The sequence below is a fragment of the Ureaplasma parvum serovar 3 str. ATCC 27815 genome, from assembly GCF_000019345.1.
Lineage (GTDB): Bacteria > Bacillota_I > Bacilli_A > Mycoplasmatales > Mycoplasmoidaceae > Ureaplasma > Ureaplasma parvum.
This window is the reverse complement of record NC_010503.1, coordinates 425898-441872: the sequence shown is the minus strand read 5'-3', so window position 1 is coordinate 441872 and position 15975 is coordinate 425898. Positions and strand designations below refer to the sequence as shown.

Sequence of the window (15975 nt, the reverse complement as noted above, 5' to 3'; positions counted from 1 at the left end):
TAATTACATATAATGTTTGTGATTAAAAAGGAATAATCTATGCGAACTATTGCTATTGTCGGAAAGCCAAATGTTGGTAAATCATCATTATTTAATCGTATTTTAATGCGCCGTAAATCAATTGTTGACGATCAGCCAGGAGTAACAAGAGATCGAATATATGATATTGGTAATTGATTAACGCGAAGCTTTATGTTGATTGATACAGGAGGTATAATTAGCTCAAAAGATACTTATCAAGATAACATCAATGAACAAGTTTTATTTGCGATTAATGAAGCAAATACAATTATTTTTTTAGTCTCAGCAAAAGATGGAATTAATAATGATGATAAAAAAATAGCTAAAATGTTAAAAGAAAAAGCTAAAGATAAAAAAATTATTTTAGTTATAAATAAGATCGAATCAGAAAAATATTATCTTAATGAAGGAGAACTATATTCGTTTGGGTTTGGTAAATTTTTTAAAATCTCAGCTGAGCATGGAATAGGAATGGGTGATCTTTTAGATGAATTAGTAAAAGATATGCCTATACAAAATAATTTAGAAAAACAAGAACGCTTTAAATTTTGCATTATTGGAAGACCAAATGTTGGTAAAAGTTCACTAACAAATACCATCTTAGGTGAGCAAAGAGTAATTGTTAATGCTGAAGCAGGTTCAACACGTGATTCAATCGATAATGATTTTAATTACTATAATAAAAAATATACAATCATTGACACTGCAGGAATACGACGAAAAGGTAAAATTGTCGAATCTGTTGAAAAATATGCTGTATTACGAACTAAAAAAGCAATTGAAAGATCCCAATTAATTTTATTAGTACTTGATGGATCTGAACCTTTTAAAGAACAAGATGAAGTTGTTGGTGGTTTAGCATATAATGCAAATATTCCAACAATTATTATTGTTAATAAATGAGATAATATTATTAACAAAAATAGTCATACAATGGAAATGGTAAAAAAACAGATTCGTTCACAATTTAAGTATTTATCATGAGCACCAATTGTTTTTGTTAGTGCTTTAGACAATAAAAGAATTCACACTATTTTTGAAGCAATTGAATTCGTTCGTGAGCAAGCAATGCGCAAAATTGCAACTTCATTATTAAATGATGTTGTTATTAAAGCAAATGCTTTTCAAGAACCACCACCATTTAAAGGAGGGAGAATCAGTATTTCATATATCGTTCAAGTACAATCACAAATCCCTACTTTTGTTTTAAAATGTAATAACCCTAAATTTTTGCACTTTAGCTATGCTCGATATATTGAAAATGAAATTCGTAAAGCTTTTGGATTTGATAGTGTACCAATAACATTATATTGACAAGATAAAAATAAAAAATTACGAGGAGAATAAAATAATAATGAGTAAAATTTTAATTGTTGGAAGCGGAGCTTTTGGAAGTGCTTTAACACAAGTTTTAGTTTCAAATTCTCATATTGTTGATGTTTATGGAATTAATGAAAATGAGCTTAATGATTTGAAAGAAAATCAAAAAAATAAGAAATATTTTCAGGATCAAAAATTAGATTTACCAATTAATAATACATATTTGGATATTAATTTAGCACTTCAGAATCAATATGATTTTATCATCATTGCTATTCCTTCATTTGCTATTAAAAACTTTGTTGATAATATCAAAATTTTTAATTTATCAAAAACTATTGTTGTTAATGCAGCGAAAGGATTAAATCTTGAAACAAAATCATCATGGTGTGATTATATTAAACAAAATTTAAAAATTAAAGCCTTAGTTGGATTAGTTGGCCCTTCATTTGCAATTGATGTTTTTTTAAAAAAACCAACAGTCGTTAATTTAGTAGGCAATAATTCAAACGCCCTTATAAAAGTTAAAGAAGAATTTGAAAACAATTGATTTAAATGCATTTTATCTAAACAGTTTGATGCTGCTAATTATATTTCTTGTTTTAAAAATGCATTAGCAATAGGTTGTGGTATCATTTATGGATTACAAAATTCAAATAATTCTTTAGTAGCTTTTTTAACTAAAGGAATCAATGAAATGCAACTAATTTTAGAGAAAATTTTTCACAAAAAAGTCAATCCGTTAGAATACTTTTTTATTGGTGATACAATTTTAACTTGTACTGATCAAAAATCACGTAATTTTAGTTTTGGTTTACTGATTGCACAACAAGGCGTACAAGAAGCTTTAGTAAATAAACAACAGACTATTGAAGGTTTAAATAACATCAAAGTTATTTATGAAATTATTAAAACAAATCAAATTAGTGCTCCACTTTTCCAAAATTTATATAAGGTAATTATTAACGCCTTAAATCCCCAGGATTTATTTGATAAAAGTTTTTGTTAATGAATGATTTATTAAAAAATAAACTAAAACTGATTCCTCACAAACCTGGTTGTTATTTATGAAAAGATCAATTCAATCAAATTATTTACATTGGTAAAGCGAAAGATTTATATAATCGAACCCATTCATATTTTAATGGTTGTAAAGACAATAAAACAAGTAAATTAGTTAATAACATTAATGATCTTGAATATATTGTCGTTAATAATGTTAACGAAGCTTTAATCTTAGAAAACAATTTAATTAAAACACATCTTCCAAAATATAATATTTTATTAAAAGATGGTTCAAACTATCCTTATATCATGATTACAAATGAACAATATCCCCGTTTAAAATATGTTCGTACTTATGATAAAAATAAAGGAATTTATTTTGGGCCATTAGCTGATAGCACAAATAAATATCAATTATTTAATTTATTAAATAGTATTTTTCCATTTAATAAATGTAATCATCAACCATATAAAAAATGTATTTATTATGACCTGCATCAATGTATTAATCAAGTTCAACAATCAACATATCAAGAAGCAATCAGTGAAGTTAAAGAAATCTTTAAAGGTAATTTAGATCACATTTTAATGATTCTACAAACTAAAGAACAACATGCAGTTACTAAATTAGATTTTGAAAATGCTCAAAAATACGCTGAGCAACAAAAAGCACTTACTTCAATTATTAATTCAGGATTAGTGCAATTGGATAATAATGAAAGTTTCGATATCATCGGTTTTTATGAAAAAAATAATTATTTAGTAATTATAATTTTTAATTATGTTAAAGGCAAATTATTAAATAAAAGTGCTGATACATTTGCCATTTATGATTATGAAATTAATGAATTAATAACCTCATTTTTAATGCAATACTATTCACAAAATAAAATTAGTTCAAAAATTATTGTAAGTTTAGATGATGATAATTTATTAGCTTTATCACAACGTTTTCACACAAAATTTATTAATGCGCAAACAAAATTTCATAAACGAATTCTTAAATTAGCTCTTGATAATGCTATTTTGTATTTTGAATCTAATATTAAAAATGTAATTAATAAACAAAATGAATTAGATGATGCTTTAAATCAATTAAAACAAATTTTAAAATTACCAGATTTAAATATCATTGAGTGTTTTGATAATTCTAATATTAATTTAAGTTTACCAATTGCTGGGATGATTGTTTATCAAAACGGTAAATTAAATAACAAATTAAATCGTAAATATAATTTAATGACAACTAAAAATGCTTCTGATTATCATTTTATGATTGAAGTTATCACACGACGTTATCAACGATTAGTTTCACAACATCAAAAATTACCTAATCTAATTGTAGTAGATGGGGGAAAGTTACAAGTTAATGCAGCTTTATATGCGTTAGCACAGTTACAAATAAACATTCCATTAATAGGACTAAAAAAAGATCAAAAACACAAAACTGATGCCATTGTTTTAACTAATGGCGATGAAATTGTTTTAGATCGTAAAAGTATTTTATATAAATTCTTAGCAAATATGCAAAATGATGTTCACAATTATGCAATTTCGTTTTTAAGAGATAAACACACAAAATCTATTTTTAATTCTTTATTAGATAATGTTCAAGGTCTAGGTAAAAAACGTTTTAATGAACTTTTAAAATATTATGATAGCATTAATGATTTAAAAAGTGCATCTGATCAAGAATTATTACAATTTTTACCTAAAAATGTCTTAGTTAATTTACGTGAAAAACTAAATAAAATATAATTCTTTTTTATATATTATTCCTTCAAATCCCTTATCAAAAAGAGTTTTCTTTAGAAGATAAGATAAATATTTTATATAGTTTTTTTCATCATTATTAATAATTAATGATATTAATTTTTATTAAATTATGTTTTAATTTAATAAATAAATTTAAGGAGTTAAATAACATGAAAAAAACATTAGTTTTATACGCACGCGTTTGTCCAACTAAATCGTTTCATACACAACAAATTTTTGAAGCTTTTCAAAAACAAACAAATTTTGTTTGTGTTAATCTTGATGCAAATCAACCTTTTGATGTTTCAAAAGAACAAGAATTTATTTTAGGGTTTGATCGAATTATTTTATTGTTTACGCTAAATTGATATAACATTCCTTGATCATTATCACGTTATTTTATTGAAGTTTGAAGAACTTTTCCTTTTAGTTTAGAAAATAAAGAAGTTTATAAAATCATCACAACTGGAGCTAATCAAGATTTTTATGAAAAAAAAGATCCTAATATTAATAATATTTCAGTTGAAGAATATTTGAATAATGTAAATGGAATGCTGAAAAAATTACGAGCAAGTATTCAAAAAAGTTTTTATTATTATGGTGCAATTAATCAAGATCAAATGCGTTTAAATCAATTTGTTAATGAATTAATAAAATATTTTAAAAATCAAAATTAATGAAAAATTGAGCAAAATCATTATTAATTGATTTTATCAATATTGATTTTCATAATTTTAAATCGATTCAAATTGTTTTAGATGCTTGAACTAATCAGGTATTTGAAGTTGTAGACATAATCAATTTAAGTTGATATATTAGAATTAAAATCAAAAAGGGAAATACTTTAGAGCATTATTTGTTTACTAAATTTTTCAAAGGTTATTTTTATTATGATCAACAATCTCATCACCTAATTAGTCAAAAAATAAATGTCAAAAAACCTTATGTAATTAATGAATGATTTATGGCTAACGTGATTCATAATATCAAAGAATTACAAACGTTAACCATTAACAAAAAAATTAAAATTAAAGATTTTGATTACTTATCTTATTTACCTTTGGTAAAAGATGATCCATTAGCTTCATATTTTAAATCTATTTATGAACAAGAAGTAAAAAGAACTAAACTTGTTTTGGCTCACAATGATTTTTCAATTAATAACATTTTAGCAAATGAATGCGAAAATCTTTTTATATTAATTGATTTTGAATATAGTAGTAGAAATTTAAAAGATTGAGATTTATTTAATTTTTTAAGAGATCTCAATGATGTCCAATTAAATTTTGGAATTTCTTTTATAAAAGAAAAATTAGGATATGACGAATGCTTGATTTATAAATACTTATTTTTAACATCATATTATGGTTTTTTATGAGCTACAAACGCTTTTTTAAAAACTAATGAATTAAAAATTAAGATATATGGCGAAAATGCTTATCAAAAAGCTGATTTTTATTTACAAAAATTAAATAAATAATAAAAAATCCATCTTTGTTATAAACATAATAAGACGGATTTTTTATTGTATTATAATCTTTATCTTTATTAATTAAAAATTAATGTAAATCTTTTGTTTTTAAGTAATCTTCTCAATCAACAAGAGCTGCATTTTGAGAGTATTTATCGCGATCTTGAGGAGCAACTACTTTTCTTGTTTCATCATTAAATCGGCGGTTAGTAATTGCAAAATTGGCAATTTCTTTATGTTCTTTCATTAATGCACCAAACATTTTTGTTGCAGCTTCCCCATGAATTCCAGCTAGAATCAAATTAACATTTAAATCTTTAATTTTAGTTAATGATGTTGTTTCTCAACGAATTCCATCATTTGGAGTAATTGTTCTACAATCTTTTAGTTGTCCATTAATATAATCTGATAAATATAAAGCTAATTGATTTTCTTCATGTCCACTTGTTGATAATTCACCATTTACTAATAAATCAGGTTTTAGTCCTAAAGTAATAGCAATATCTAAAACTTGTGAATTTGTTGCTCAAACTTTTCAGTCAATTTTATGATTTGGATCACGGTGTGATTTAAAAGGATCGCATTCATCTTTAATTGTTTGTTTATCTTCTTTTAAATCTGTAGCTTGGTTAACTAATGTAACTAATTGTTTTGGCACTTTAAATTCTTCTTTAGCTTTTAAAGCATCTAATTCAGATTTTGGCATACCAAATGCTTCTGAAAGGGCATGTAATGAATAATTAACTCCTAAAATACCATAACTTGCATATCATAAACTACTCATTGGCATAACAATTAAATCGTCCTTATTATTTGGATTTTTTAACATGCGTTTTGCAACGAAATCATTAGCATTTTGACTCTTCATTCAGTCTTCAAATTGTTTAATTTTTTCAGGTTGACGTTGATTGTTTTTAAACGCTTCTGGTAAACCTGAATCATAGTATAAGTAAATTACTTTATCAGCTGTCTTTTCAAATGATTCAATTAATTGACCAGGTAGATTTGCTTTTTGAGTATCTGAACCATCTTCAACAATAATATCTCCAAATGAGAAACCATCATCTAATAATTTTTCAGGAGCTACTTTTGATTTAGGTGTTGGAAAACGTGCACCTAATCCAGGAATACCATCATAATCAGGTTTTGAATAAATAATTGGAAAATCAGCAGGTAAATCAATTGATGTTACATTCATAGCTCCTAAATCTTCACGAGGAGCGTTGTTATTTACTAATGTAATAACAGTCTTTTTTTCATCACGTCATTTTTTTCAAAATGGTGATTCTGCATACATTTTAATATCATGTTTAACTTTAGTAATAATATCTTCAATTTGTGCACTAAATGTAGATTTGTATTTTCCATCAGCAATTAATTTTTTAAAATTTGAAGATTTTGTTAAATCAACTGCTTTATCCATTTCCCTTGCTAGTTTTCGTGCTTGTTCAAAAGAACTATTTCATCAATTAACTCACATCTTATCACGATCTGGTTTTTTAGATTTAGCATTCAAAATTTCAGAAATGATTTCATTTCTTAACACTTTTTCTTGCGTTAATGATTTACTTGTTGTTCCTGTACTACTTCCGGGTTGAGTAGTGCCTGTGTTGATTGTTTTTTTAGTTTTCTTATTGTCACTACATGCAGTTGCAACTGCAACAGTTCCAATAGCTACAGTTCCAAATAACAATGAAGAAAACAAAATCTTTTTATTTATTTTTTTCATTTTATATCTACTTTCTTATTTATCCTTAATGAAAATAATTTGGTTTAAAAAATAAACACAGTTAAATTTATACTACTAAAAAAATAAAGAAAGGGTTTTTATATAACAAAAAAATTAAAATAATGTTAGTTGTTCAGTTTCACTTAAATGATCTAAAACGCCTAATACTCGTAAATTTTTTAAATCTGTACGCGAAATTTTTGTACGGTTTTTTAAATCCTCAATTGTTGAAAAAACTTTTTGATTACGAGCTTCAATGATTGAATTAGCTACTGTTTCACCCAATCCTTGAATCGCAATAAATGGTGGAATAATAGCATTGTTTTCTTTATCAATTACATAACTAGTCGCCTGTGATTGTTCAATACTAATATTTGAAATTTTAAAACCTCGAGCTAATAATTCAATCACAATTTCATAAATTGGTTGTAAAGCAAGTTCACGTGAACTAACTTTTTTTTGTGGATCGCGTGATTTAGAACGTTGTTCGATATCATTATAAGTTTTTTCAATAAATTCTTTACCTTGATTAATTACAAATAAATCAAAATTATCAGCACGAACACTAAAAAATGCTGCATAGTATTCTAGTGGATAATAAATTTTATATCAAGCAAATTTTCATGCATGCATAACATAAGCTGTGGCATGTGCTTTGGGAAACATATATTTAATTTTATTAGCTGATTCAATGTATCATTCAGGAACCTTTAATTCTTTTAAAATGATTTGGTGTTCTGGTTTGATCTTTTTACCTTTTCTAACATCTTCCATAATTAAAAAGGCAGTTTTTGGTTCAACATTTTGACGAATTAAATATGTCATAATATCATCACGACAAGCAATAACATCCTTTAGCAATTTACCAGATTTAATTAATGACTGTGCATTTCCTAATCAAACACTTTCTCCATGTGATAATCCTGAAATACGAATTAAGTCAGCAAATGATTTTGGTTTAGTATCCACTAGCATACCACGTACAAAGCGTGTCCCAAATTCAGGAATAGAAATTGCTCCTGTTGTTTCATTTAAAACATCAGACGGTTTAATATTTAGCGCACTAATATCGCTAAATGATTTCATAACTAATGGATCATACATTGGTACATCACGTTCATCAATCCCCGTATAATCTTTTAAAAGTTTTAAAATTGTTGGATTATCATGTCCTAAAATATCAAATTTTAATAAACTATCATGTAGATATTCAAACGCAAAATGAGTTGTTTTTCAAGTTTCATTAATATCATTAGCTGGAAAATTATAAGGTGAAAAATCCCAAATACTATATTCTTTAGGAACAATAATAATACCCCCAGGATGTTGACCAGTTGTGCGTTTAGAATCAATGCACTTTTGTACATATAAACTAACCGTTGAATCACGAATAATTTTATTTTCATTAAAACGGTTTTCAAAATACTTCTTAACCGTATTTTCAGCGCTTGTTTGGGCCATAGTACCAATTGTACCAGCACGATAAGAATGTGTTTCTCCAAAAATACTTTTAATAAAATTATGTGCAACTGCTTGATAAACTCCAGAAAAATTAAGATCAATATCTGGTACTTTATCCCCATCAAAACCTAAAAAAGTTTCAAAAGGAATATTATGTCCATCAGTTAACATTGGAGTTTGACACTGCTCACAACTTTTAGGAGCTAAATCAAATCCATCATCAGCGTTTGTTATAAATTCACATTTTTTACAATTAGGACATAAATAATGTGGTGTAAGCGGATTAACGTCAGTAATATTTAAAAACGTTGCGACAAGTGATGAGCCAACCGAACCACGACTACCAACACCATAACCATCTTGCATTGATTTTTCTACTAATAAATGTGAAATTCAATAAACAACACTAAAACCATGTTTAATAATTGAATTTAATTCTTTTTTAATGCGCTGTTCAACAATTGTTGGTAAATTCTCTCCATATATTTTTTTAGCAGTATGATAAACATAATCGATTGTTTTTTGATCAACACCTTCCATTTTTGGAGCATACAATCCTTCTTTTAAAGGTTGTATGCTATCATCAAATCAACTATTAATATGCACAGGATTCTCATTAATAATCAAGTTAATTAACTTTTCATCTTCTAAATAAGCTAATTCATCAATGGCATTTTTTTGATCAATATATTCTAAATCAGGAACATAAACTTCATTAGCAAATCGGTGTGCTTTACCTTCGAGACCTTTCGTATTAACATAAACATCATAAAATTTTTTATCATCTTTAAAGAAATAATAAGGCGAGCTTGAATAAATAATAATCTTGTTTAATTCTAAAGCTAAATAGATCAATTTTTTAAAAGCTTTTTGTACATTTTCAATTGTAATTTTTTTAGCATATACTAAGTGTTTTTGTGAACCTAATGATGGTAATGTTATAAAATCATAACGTTGAATTAACCTTTTAATTTCTTCATCGTTTTTTGAATATAAAGCATTGATTAAATCTGATTCGTGAATCGAGTTAGAAATAATTAATTTATCTTTTTTATTTGCTAAAAAGCTTGTCGTAATTGTTGGTCTTGTATAATACATATCAGTATGAGATATAGACACTAATTCATACATATCTTTAACATTTGCTTGATTTTTAATATAAAGATTAATTCAATTACCAAAACTACGATTTTTTAACATTGTTGTTTGTAATTTAGTATTAATTTCACTTAAATTAGTAATTCCAAAATCATTAAATAAGTTATTTTTCATAACTTTAAAAACATCAGCTAAAACTATGGCATCATAGTCTGCACGGTGTGCACTTTCATCATTATAATCAACTTCATATTTTTTACAAATCGCTCCTAATCGATGACTTTTAAATGGATTTATTGCTCGTGATATCATTAATGTATCAATACTAGGATTTTTAAGAGGTTCTAATCCTCATTTTAACAGTCTCTGATTAATAAAATTAATATCAAAATTAATTCCATTATGTGCAACTAAAATATGGTCATCAAAAATTTCTTTAATTTTTAATAATGCTGTTTTTTCATCAATTGCATTATTGACCATTTCTTGACTAATATTAGTTAGATTAGTAACATTCTCATTAATTTGTTGAATAGGTTTTATAAAAAATTGAATTTTTTCCCCAATTTGCTTATTATTTTGCATAATCACGGCCCCAAATTCAATAATTTCATCAAAATTAGGAAATAATCCTGTTGTTTCAATATCAAAAATAACATATGTAGCATTATCTAAATTTTGATCCCGAACATTTAAAACTAATGGGATTTGATCTTCTAATTCTTCTGTTTCTAAACCATAAATAATTTTTAAATCTTGTTTTTTAGAAAATTTAGCGATTTCAGGATATGCTTGTACAACATTTCGATCAGTGATGCCAATTGTTTTTAATTGATTCTTAACCGCAAAATCAATTAATTCTTGTGTCGAAATAATTGCATCAAGTGATGACATTTTTGTATGAAAATTTAGTTCTAAACGAGGTGTGATTTGTTTTTTTACATGTTTATCTTCAACGCAACAAATTTTTTTAATTTTACCAATAGGAACTTGACCACTCTTACTCATATTATCTAAAACAATATCAATTTCAGCCTCGATTAATTGATCAATTTTCAGTTCATCTAAAAACTTTTTTAAAGGATGTTCACCGCTTGGTAAATAAGTCATAATTGTTAAGGTTTCACTATCATCAATAACATTTAGTTTATAAGCTATTGCTCCACTTTTTAATATATCAATCTTTTTTAAAAAAACATAAGCTCGAATTTTTGCATTATTCATTAAAGGATTAATATCAATTAATTTTGTAATTGTTTTATTTGAAGGATTTTTATAATAATTAAAATTTGCCTTTTGATTATTATAAAAATTTTGCTGCTGACTAATTTGTTGTTCTAAATGTTTTTGTTGTTGAATATGATGACTAATAATTTCATTTACTGCTTGTTCATGCTTTTCATTTAATAATGAACTAAGATTTTCAAAATGAATTTCAAAATTACTATAAGGTAGTGATCAAACTTTTAAGATGTTTAAAATTTCTAATTTATTTGCTATAAAATGATCATAAATTAATTTATCATTAATTTTTAAAATTAATGAATTTAAATTAGAGTTATATTCTATTTTTGTATTTAAATCATTTATTTGTTCTAAAAAGATTAAATTAGCATTTTGTTCACTAATTTTTTTAAAAAAAGTTAATATTTTTTTATGATCAACTTCTTTTAAATTATTAATATATCAAATTTGTAAATCATGCATTAATGTTGTTTTTGATAATTGATGTAATTCATCAATAATTGTTACATCAACAAATTCGTCAAAATAAACAAATAAATTATTTTTTTTATCTTTAGTTAATTTTTTGATACTAATTTTATTTAATAATTGATCAGAAATTTTTACAATCTTTTTAAATAATGCATTCTTTGTTTCCATTTTAACACCTATATTTATAAAAATAAATGCAGACCAATAATATTAAGTTGCATTTATTACTTGAATAATCTTATTTTTATTATTTTATAATATATAAGTATTTATATAACAAAATTTTGTTTCAAAAATGTTTTAAAATATAAATTACTTGATATTTTATATTTTTAATTTGAATTATCAAACAGAAAAAGAATTAACAACTGCTAAAACTGATGTTGAAAGCAAACAAAAAGTTGCTGATGCTGCTAAAACAAAATTAGATGAAGCAACTAAAGAATCAAAAAACGCAAATCAATTATTAGAAACAGCTAAAACTAATCAAACAACAAAACAAGAAGCAGTTGATAAAGCTAAAGAAGAATTAGAAGAAGCTAAAAAATAAAAATTTATTAATAAATACCACTCAAAAATCTTAAAAACAAGATCTATTGATTGGTTTTTTTATTACTTTAAAACTGATAATTTTTAGAATTTGAATTTTAATAAATAAAAAAAGCCCATTTTTGAGCTATTTTTATTTATATTATTTTTGTGTTTCTATGTTAACATTTAACAATTTAGCATTGGTTAATTTAACATCATAATTTGCATTATTTCCATTCATTTTATCTTTTAAATCAATTTCTAAACCATTAAGATTTGATAATTGATTCTTTGTTAATGATTTATGAACTACTTGTAAACTACTATCTTTTTTAATTTCAATATCAAATGTTAATATAGGTTGATTTTCTTCTAAAGAATTTAAAATATCAAAATTTTGTAATTTAACATTAATTTTCTTATTTTCTTTGTTGAATGTCATAAATAATTTTGCATTTTTAACATATGATTTTAACAACTCTTCTTCATTAAATTTGACTTCTTTACCATTTAAAGTTAGTTTTGAAATTTCATAGTCAACATTTGAATTTAAACCACTTAGTTTACCGCTTAATGTTTTAGATGCTTCATCATATTTTAAATCACTTGCTTGAATTGGATTTGTATCAGCTTTCTTAATAACTTCTAAAACAAAATCTTTTTTATTAGCATCTGCTAATTCAAATTTACTAAATGTAACTTCAATAGTAGCAGTATTATTTTTGACTTCACTAATTTTTACACCACTAGCTACAACATCATCTTTTTTAGAATTTTCTGGTTGATCAGCTTGCTGTTCGCTACCACCATTTTCTTTTGGTTCTTCAGTTTTTGGAGCTGGAGTCGGAGATGGTTGTTGGCTTGGAGCTGAAGCTGCTTCAAAGTTCACTTTTTCTGTTTGATAATTCAAATAATAAAACTTATTAAAAATAATATAGATATATAATTAAATTTTTAATCATAATTTATAATAAAAAATATCTAATAATGTTATCGATAATGCAGAAAAATAAAAAAATAAAAAAAATAGTAAAAATTATATAATTAAAAGTGCAAGTGCTAAATAAAAAGTATTTGCAATCTTTATATGTTTTCGTTAAAATTAAAAATTAATTACTGTAGAAATTATGTAAGATTACCAAATCTTAGTGTTCATATTTTTTACATATATTAAATAAAAACAATAAAATGACATATTTTTTATATTAGGAGAATCATAAATGAAATTATTAAAAAATAAAAAATTCTGAGCTATGACATTAGGTGTTACCTTAGTTGGAGCTGGAATAGTTGCTATAGCAGCTTCATGTTCTAATTCAACTGTTAAATCTAAGTTAAGTAACCAATTTGCTAAATCAACAGACGGTAAAAGTTTTTATGCGGTTTACGAAATTGAAAACTTTAAAGATCTAAGTAATGATGATAAAAAATCATTAAGTAACATTGAATTTAATGCTGCACTTACATCAGCTGAAAACAAAACAGAAAGTACACTTGAAAAAGGTCATTTAGTTGGTGAAAAAATTTACGTTAAATTACCTCGTGAACCAAAACCTAATGAACAATTAACTATTATTAGTAAAAGTGGATTAATCAAGACTTCAGGTTTGTTAATATCTGATAATTTGAATTATCAAACAGAAAAAGTGAACTTTGAAACTACACAACCAGGTAAAGAACAACCAGCAGGTAAAGAACAACCAGCAGGTAAAGAACAACCAGCAGGTAAAGAACAACCAGCAGGTAAAGAACAACCAGCAGGTAAAGAACAACCAGCAGGTAAAGAACAACCAGCAGGTAAAGAACAACCAGCAGGTAAAGAACAACCAGCAGGTAAAGAACAACCAGCAGGTAAAGAACAACCAGCAGGTAAAGAACAACCAGCAGGTAAAGAACAACCAGCAGGTAAAGAACAACCAGCAGGTAAAGAACAACCAGCAGGTAAAGAACAACCAGCAGGTAAAGAACAACCAGCAGGTAAAGAACAACCAGCAGGTAAAGAACAACCAGCAGGTAAAGAACAACCAGCAGGTAAAGAACAACCAGCAGGTAAAGAACAACCAGCAGGTAAAGAACAACCAGCAGGTAAAGAACAACCAGCAGGTAAAGAACAACCAGCAGGTAAAGAACAACCAGCAGGTAAAGAACAACCAGCAGGTAAAGAACAACCAGCAGGTAAAGAACAACCAGCAGGTAAAGAACAACCAGCAGGTAAAGAACAACCAGCAGGTAAAGAACAACCAGCAGGTAAAGAACAACCAGCAGGTAAAGAACAACCAGCAGGTAAAGAACAACCAGCAGGTAAAGAACAACCAGCAGGTAAAGAACAACCAGCAGGTAAAGAACAACCAGCAGGTAAAGAACAACCAGCAGGTAAAGAACAACCAGCAGGTAAAGAAACTACTGGAAAATAATTACTTTAGTTAAAAAATAAAATTTAAATTAAATAGCTCAAAAAATTGAGCTATTTTTTATTATTTTAAAACTGATAATTTTCAGAATTTAAATTTTAGTAAATAAAAAAAGCCCATTTTTTAAACCTGAACAAAAAAATTAGACTCGTAATGAAAAAAAGCGAGTCTTTATTTTTATTATTGAAAGGTTAAATTATTATGGGAAGACAATTAAGAGAAGATGAATGATTATCAATATTTTTTTGATATGAACAATATTTAAATTATGATATTTCTAAAGAATTTTTATCATATAAATATTGTGAAATTAGTAATGGAAGGCAACTAAATAAATATAGTTTAAAACTAATTAAAACCAAATATAAACTCTATAATTTAGGTATGAATATAAATTCGCAAACAGGCAAGGCTACCAAAAAAAGGTAAGGGCTCAAGTCGCACGAGAAAAAGAGATATTGAACAAGAAAAAAACTTCGTGAAAAAACTTTAAAAGAAATGTCAAGAGAACAACTTGAATATCTCATTACTGATATTTTTTATGAAGAAATTTTAAAACGCAACAATAGCAAAAATTTAGAAGAAGTTGTTGAAAAAAATTAAAAAGAAGCATAATTTTTCAATATCAATAAAGCAAAATTATCACTATTTTAGGAATTAAAAAATTTAAATTGCCAGCCAAAAACAAGGCAATTCAATATGAAAAACAAATAAAAGAGGCTTTTATTGAATGCAAAGGAAGATTTGGAAGGGAAAGACTTTCACTTTTTTTAAAAGAAAAAGTACCAAATCGATATAAATCCAAGGACTCTGGGCAGAATTATGAATAAATTGGGTTTGCTATGCGAAATAAGAAGAAGCAAAAGAAAAAGAGAAATAAAGAATGTTAATGCAACATTCAAAAACTTAGCCAATAGAGATTATGATGGCCAAATGAATGATATATATGCTACCGATGTGACATATATTCCTTCACCCACTGATGTTATAGAAAATCATGTATATTTATCGGTTTTATTGCATCATAAAACAAAGAAAATTGTGAGCTGGAATTTATCAAAATATAATGATACTAATCTTGTTTTAAAACATTTTAAACTAACTAAATTTCCTAAAAAATTCATTGTACATTCAGATCACGGATATCAATATTCCTCTAAGGAATTCCTTGATTACATAGATTCAATTAATGGCACTATTTCTATGTCAAGAGTTGGAAATTCTTTGGATAATAGAGAAGTAGAATATTTCTTTTCTATTCTAAAAACTGAAATATTTTCAAATTTTTTTCAAAAAGCAAAAAGTTTAACATTTAATGAATTGCAAATAGAAATAGACAAATTTATTAATTTGTATAATAATGAAAGATTTATCAAAAAATTTGATTTAAAAACACCCCAACAAATGTGGGATGTTTATATGAACAATAAATCTATTTGAGTCTAAATTTTTTGTCC

Annotated in this window: 12 protein-coding genes; 9 read left to right on the top strand and 3 right to left on the bottom strand. The window is 25.7% G+C overall.

The window, feature by feature from the left end; genetic code table 4:
• Window positions 1-39 precede the first annotated feature (39 nt).
• The 5 genes from der to UPA3_RS01990 all read left to right on the top strand — a co-directional run bounded on the left by der (window position 40) and on the right by UPA3_RS01990 (window position 5581).
• Window positions 40-1368, top strand: a complete 1329-nt coding sequence (gene der, locus UPA3_RS02010; protein WP_006688696.1) for a ribosome biogenesis GTPase Der — start codon at window positions 40-42, stop codon at window positions 1366-1368.
• Between the two features lie 7 nt (window positions 1369-1375).
• Complete coding sequence (locus UPA3_RS02005; RefSeq protein WP_006688719.1) at window positions 1376-2350, top strand: NAD(P)H-dependent glycerol-3-phosphate dehydrogenase; 975 nt, start codon at window positions 1376-1378, stop codon at window positions 2348-2350.
• Window positions 2350-4104 (top strand): excinuclease ABC subunit UvrC, encoded by a 1755-nt coding sequence (gene uvrC, locus UPA3_RS02000; protein ID WP_010891756.1) that lies wholly within the window; start codon window positions 2350-2352, stop codon window positions 4102-4104. Before UPA3_RS02005 ends, uvrC begins: the two co-directional genes overlap by 1 nt.
• 167 nt (window positions 4105-4271) lie before the next feature.
• On the top strand, window positions 4272-4778 hold the full coding sequence (locus tag UPA3_RS01995; RefSeq protein ID WP_006688984.1) for an NAD(P)H-dependent oxidoreductase: 507 nt from the start codon (window positions 4272-4274) through the stop codon (window positions 4776-4778).
• Entirely contained in the window at window positions 4778-5581 is an 804-nt protein-coding gene (locus UPA3_RS01990) for a hypothetical protein (RefSeq protein WP_006689011.1), read from the top strand. The genes UPA3_RS01995 and UPA3_RS01990 overlap by 1 nt, the downstream gene beginning before the upstream one ends.
• A 79-nt stretch (window positions 5582-5660) precedes the next feature.
• Here UPA3_RS01990 and UPA3_RS01985 read toward each other — a convergent pair whose 3' ends face one another.
• On the bottom strand, window positions 5661-7301 hold the full coding sequence (locus tag UPA3_RS01985; RefSeq protein ID WP_010891753.1) for a Vmc-like lipoprotein signal peptide domain-containing protein: 1641 nt from the start codon (window positions 7299-7301) through the stop codon (window positions 5661-5663).
• A 114-nt stretch (window positions 7302-7415) separates the two neighbouring features.
• The gene (gene polC / locus UPA3_RS01980) at window positions 7416-11744 is read right to left on the bottom strand and encodes a DNA polymerase III subunit alpha (protein WP_010891752.1); all 4329 of its coding nucleotides are present in this window, start codon (window positions 11742-11744) and stop codon (window positions 7416-7418) included.
• Between the two features lie 169 nt (window positions 11745-11913).
• On the opposite strand from polC, the gene UPA3_RS01975 reads away from it, so the two are divergent.
• Window positions 11914-12126 (top strand): hypothetical protein, encoded by a 213-nt coding sequence (locus UPA3_RS01975; RefSeq protein WP_012316984.1) that lies wholly within the window; start codon window positions 11914-11916, stop codon window positions 12124-12126.
• A gap of 141 nt (window positions 12127-12267) precedes the next feature.
• On the opposite strand, the gene UPA3_RS01970 is transcribed toward UPA3_RS01975, so the two are convergent.
• A complete protein-coding gene (locus UPA3_RS01970) occupies window positions 12268-13017 on the bottom strand; it encodes a DUF1410 domain-containing protein (RefSeq protein WP_012316982.1) in 750 nt (249 codons plus the stop codon).
• Window positions 13018-13327: 310 nt separating this feature from the next.
• Between UPA3_RS01970 and mba the strand changes: the two genes are divergently transcribed.
• The 3 genes from mba (at window position 13328) to UPA3_RS03380 (ending at window position 15964) form a co-directional block, all read left to right on the top strand.
• Entirely contained in the window at window positions 13328-14521 is a 1194-nt protein-coding gene (gene mba, locus UPA3_RS03305; protein WP_012316994.1) for a multiple banded antigen, read from the top strand.
• Window positions 14522-14719: 198 nt separating this feature from the next.
• On the top strand, window positions 14720-14947 hold the full coding sequence (locus UPA3_RS03385; RefSeq protein ID WP_010891749.1) for a hypothetical protein: 228 nt from the start codon (window positions 14720-14722) through the stop codon (window positions 14945-14947).
• Window positions 14948-15340: 393 nt separating this feature from the next.
• Window positions 15341-15964 carry a DDE-type integrase/transposase/recombinase gene (locus UPA3_RS03380; RefSeq protein WP_010891747.1) on the top strand — a complete coding sequence of 208 codons (624 nt, stop codon included), beginning with the start codon at window positions 15341-15343 and terminating at the stop codon, window positions 15962-15964.
• The last annotated feature ends 11 nt before the right edge of the window (window positions 15965-15975 follow it).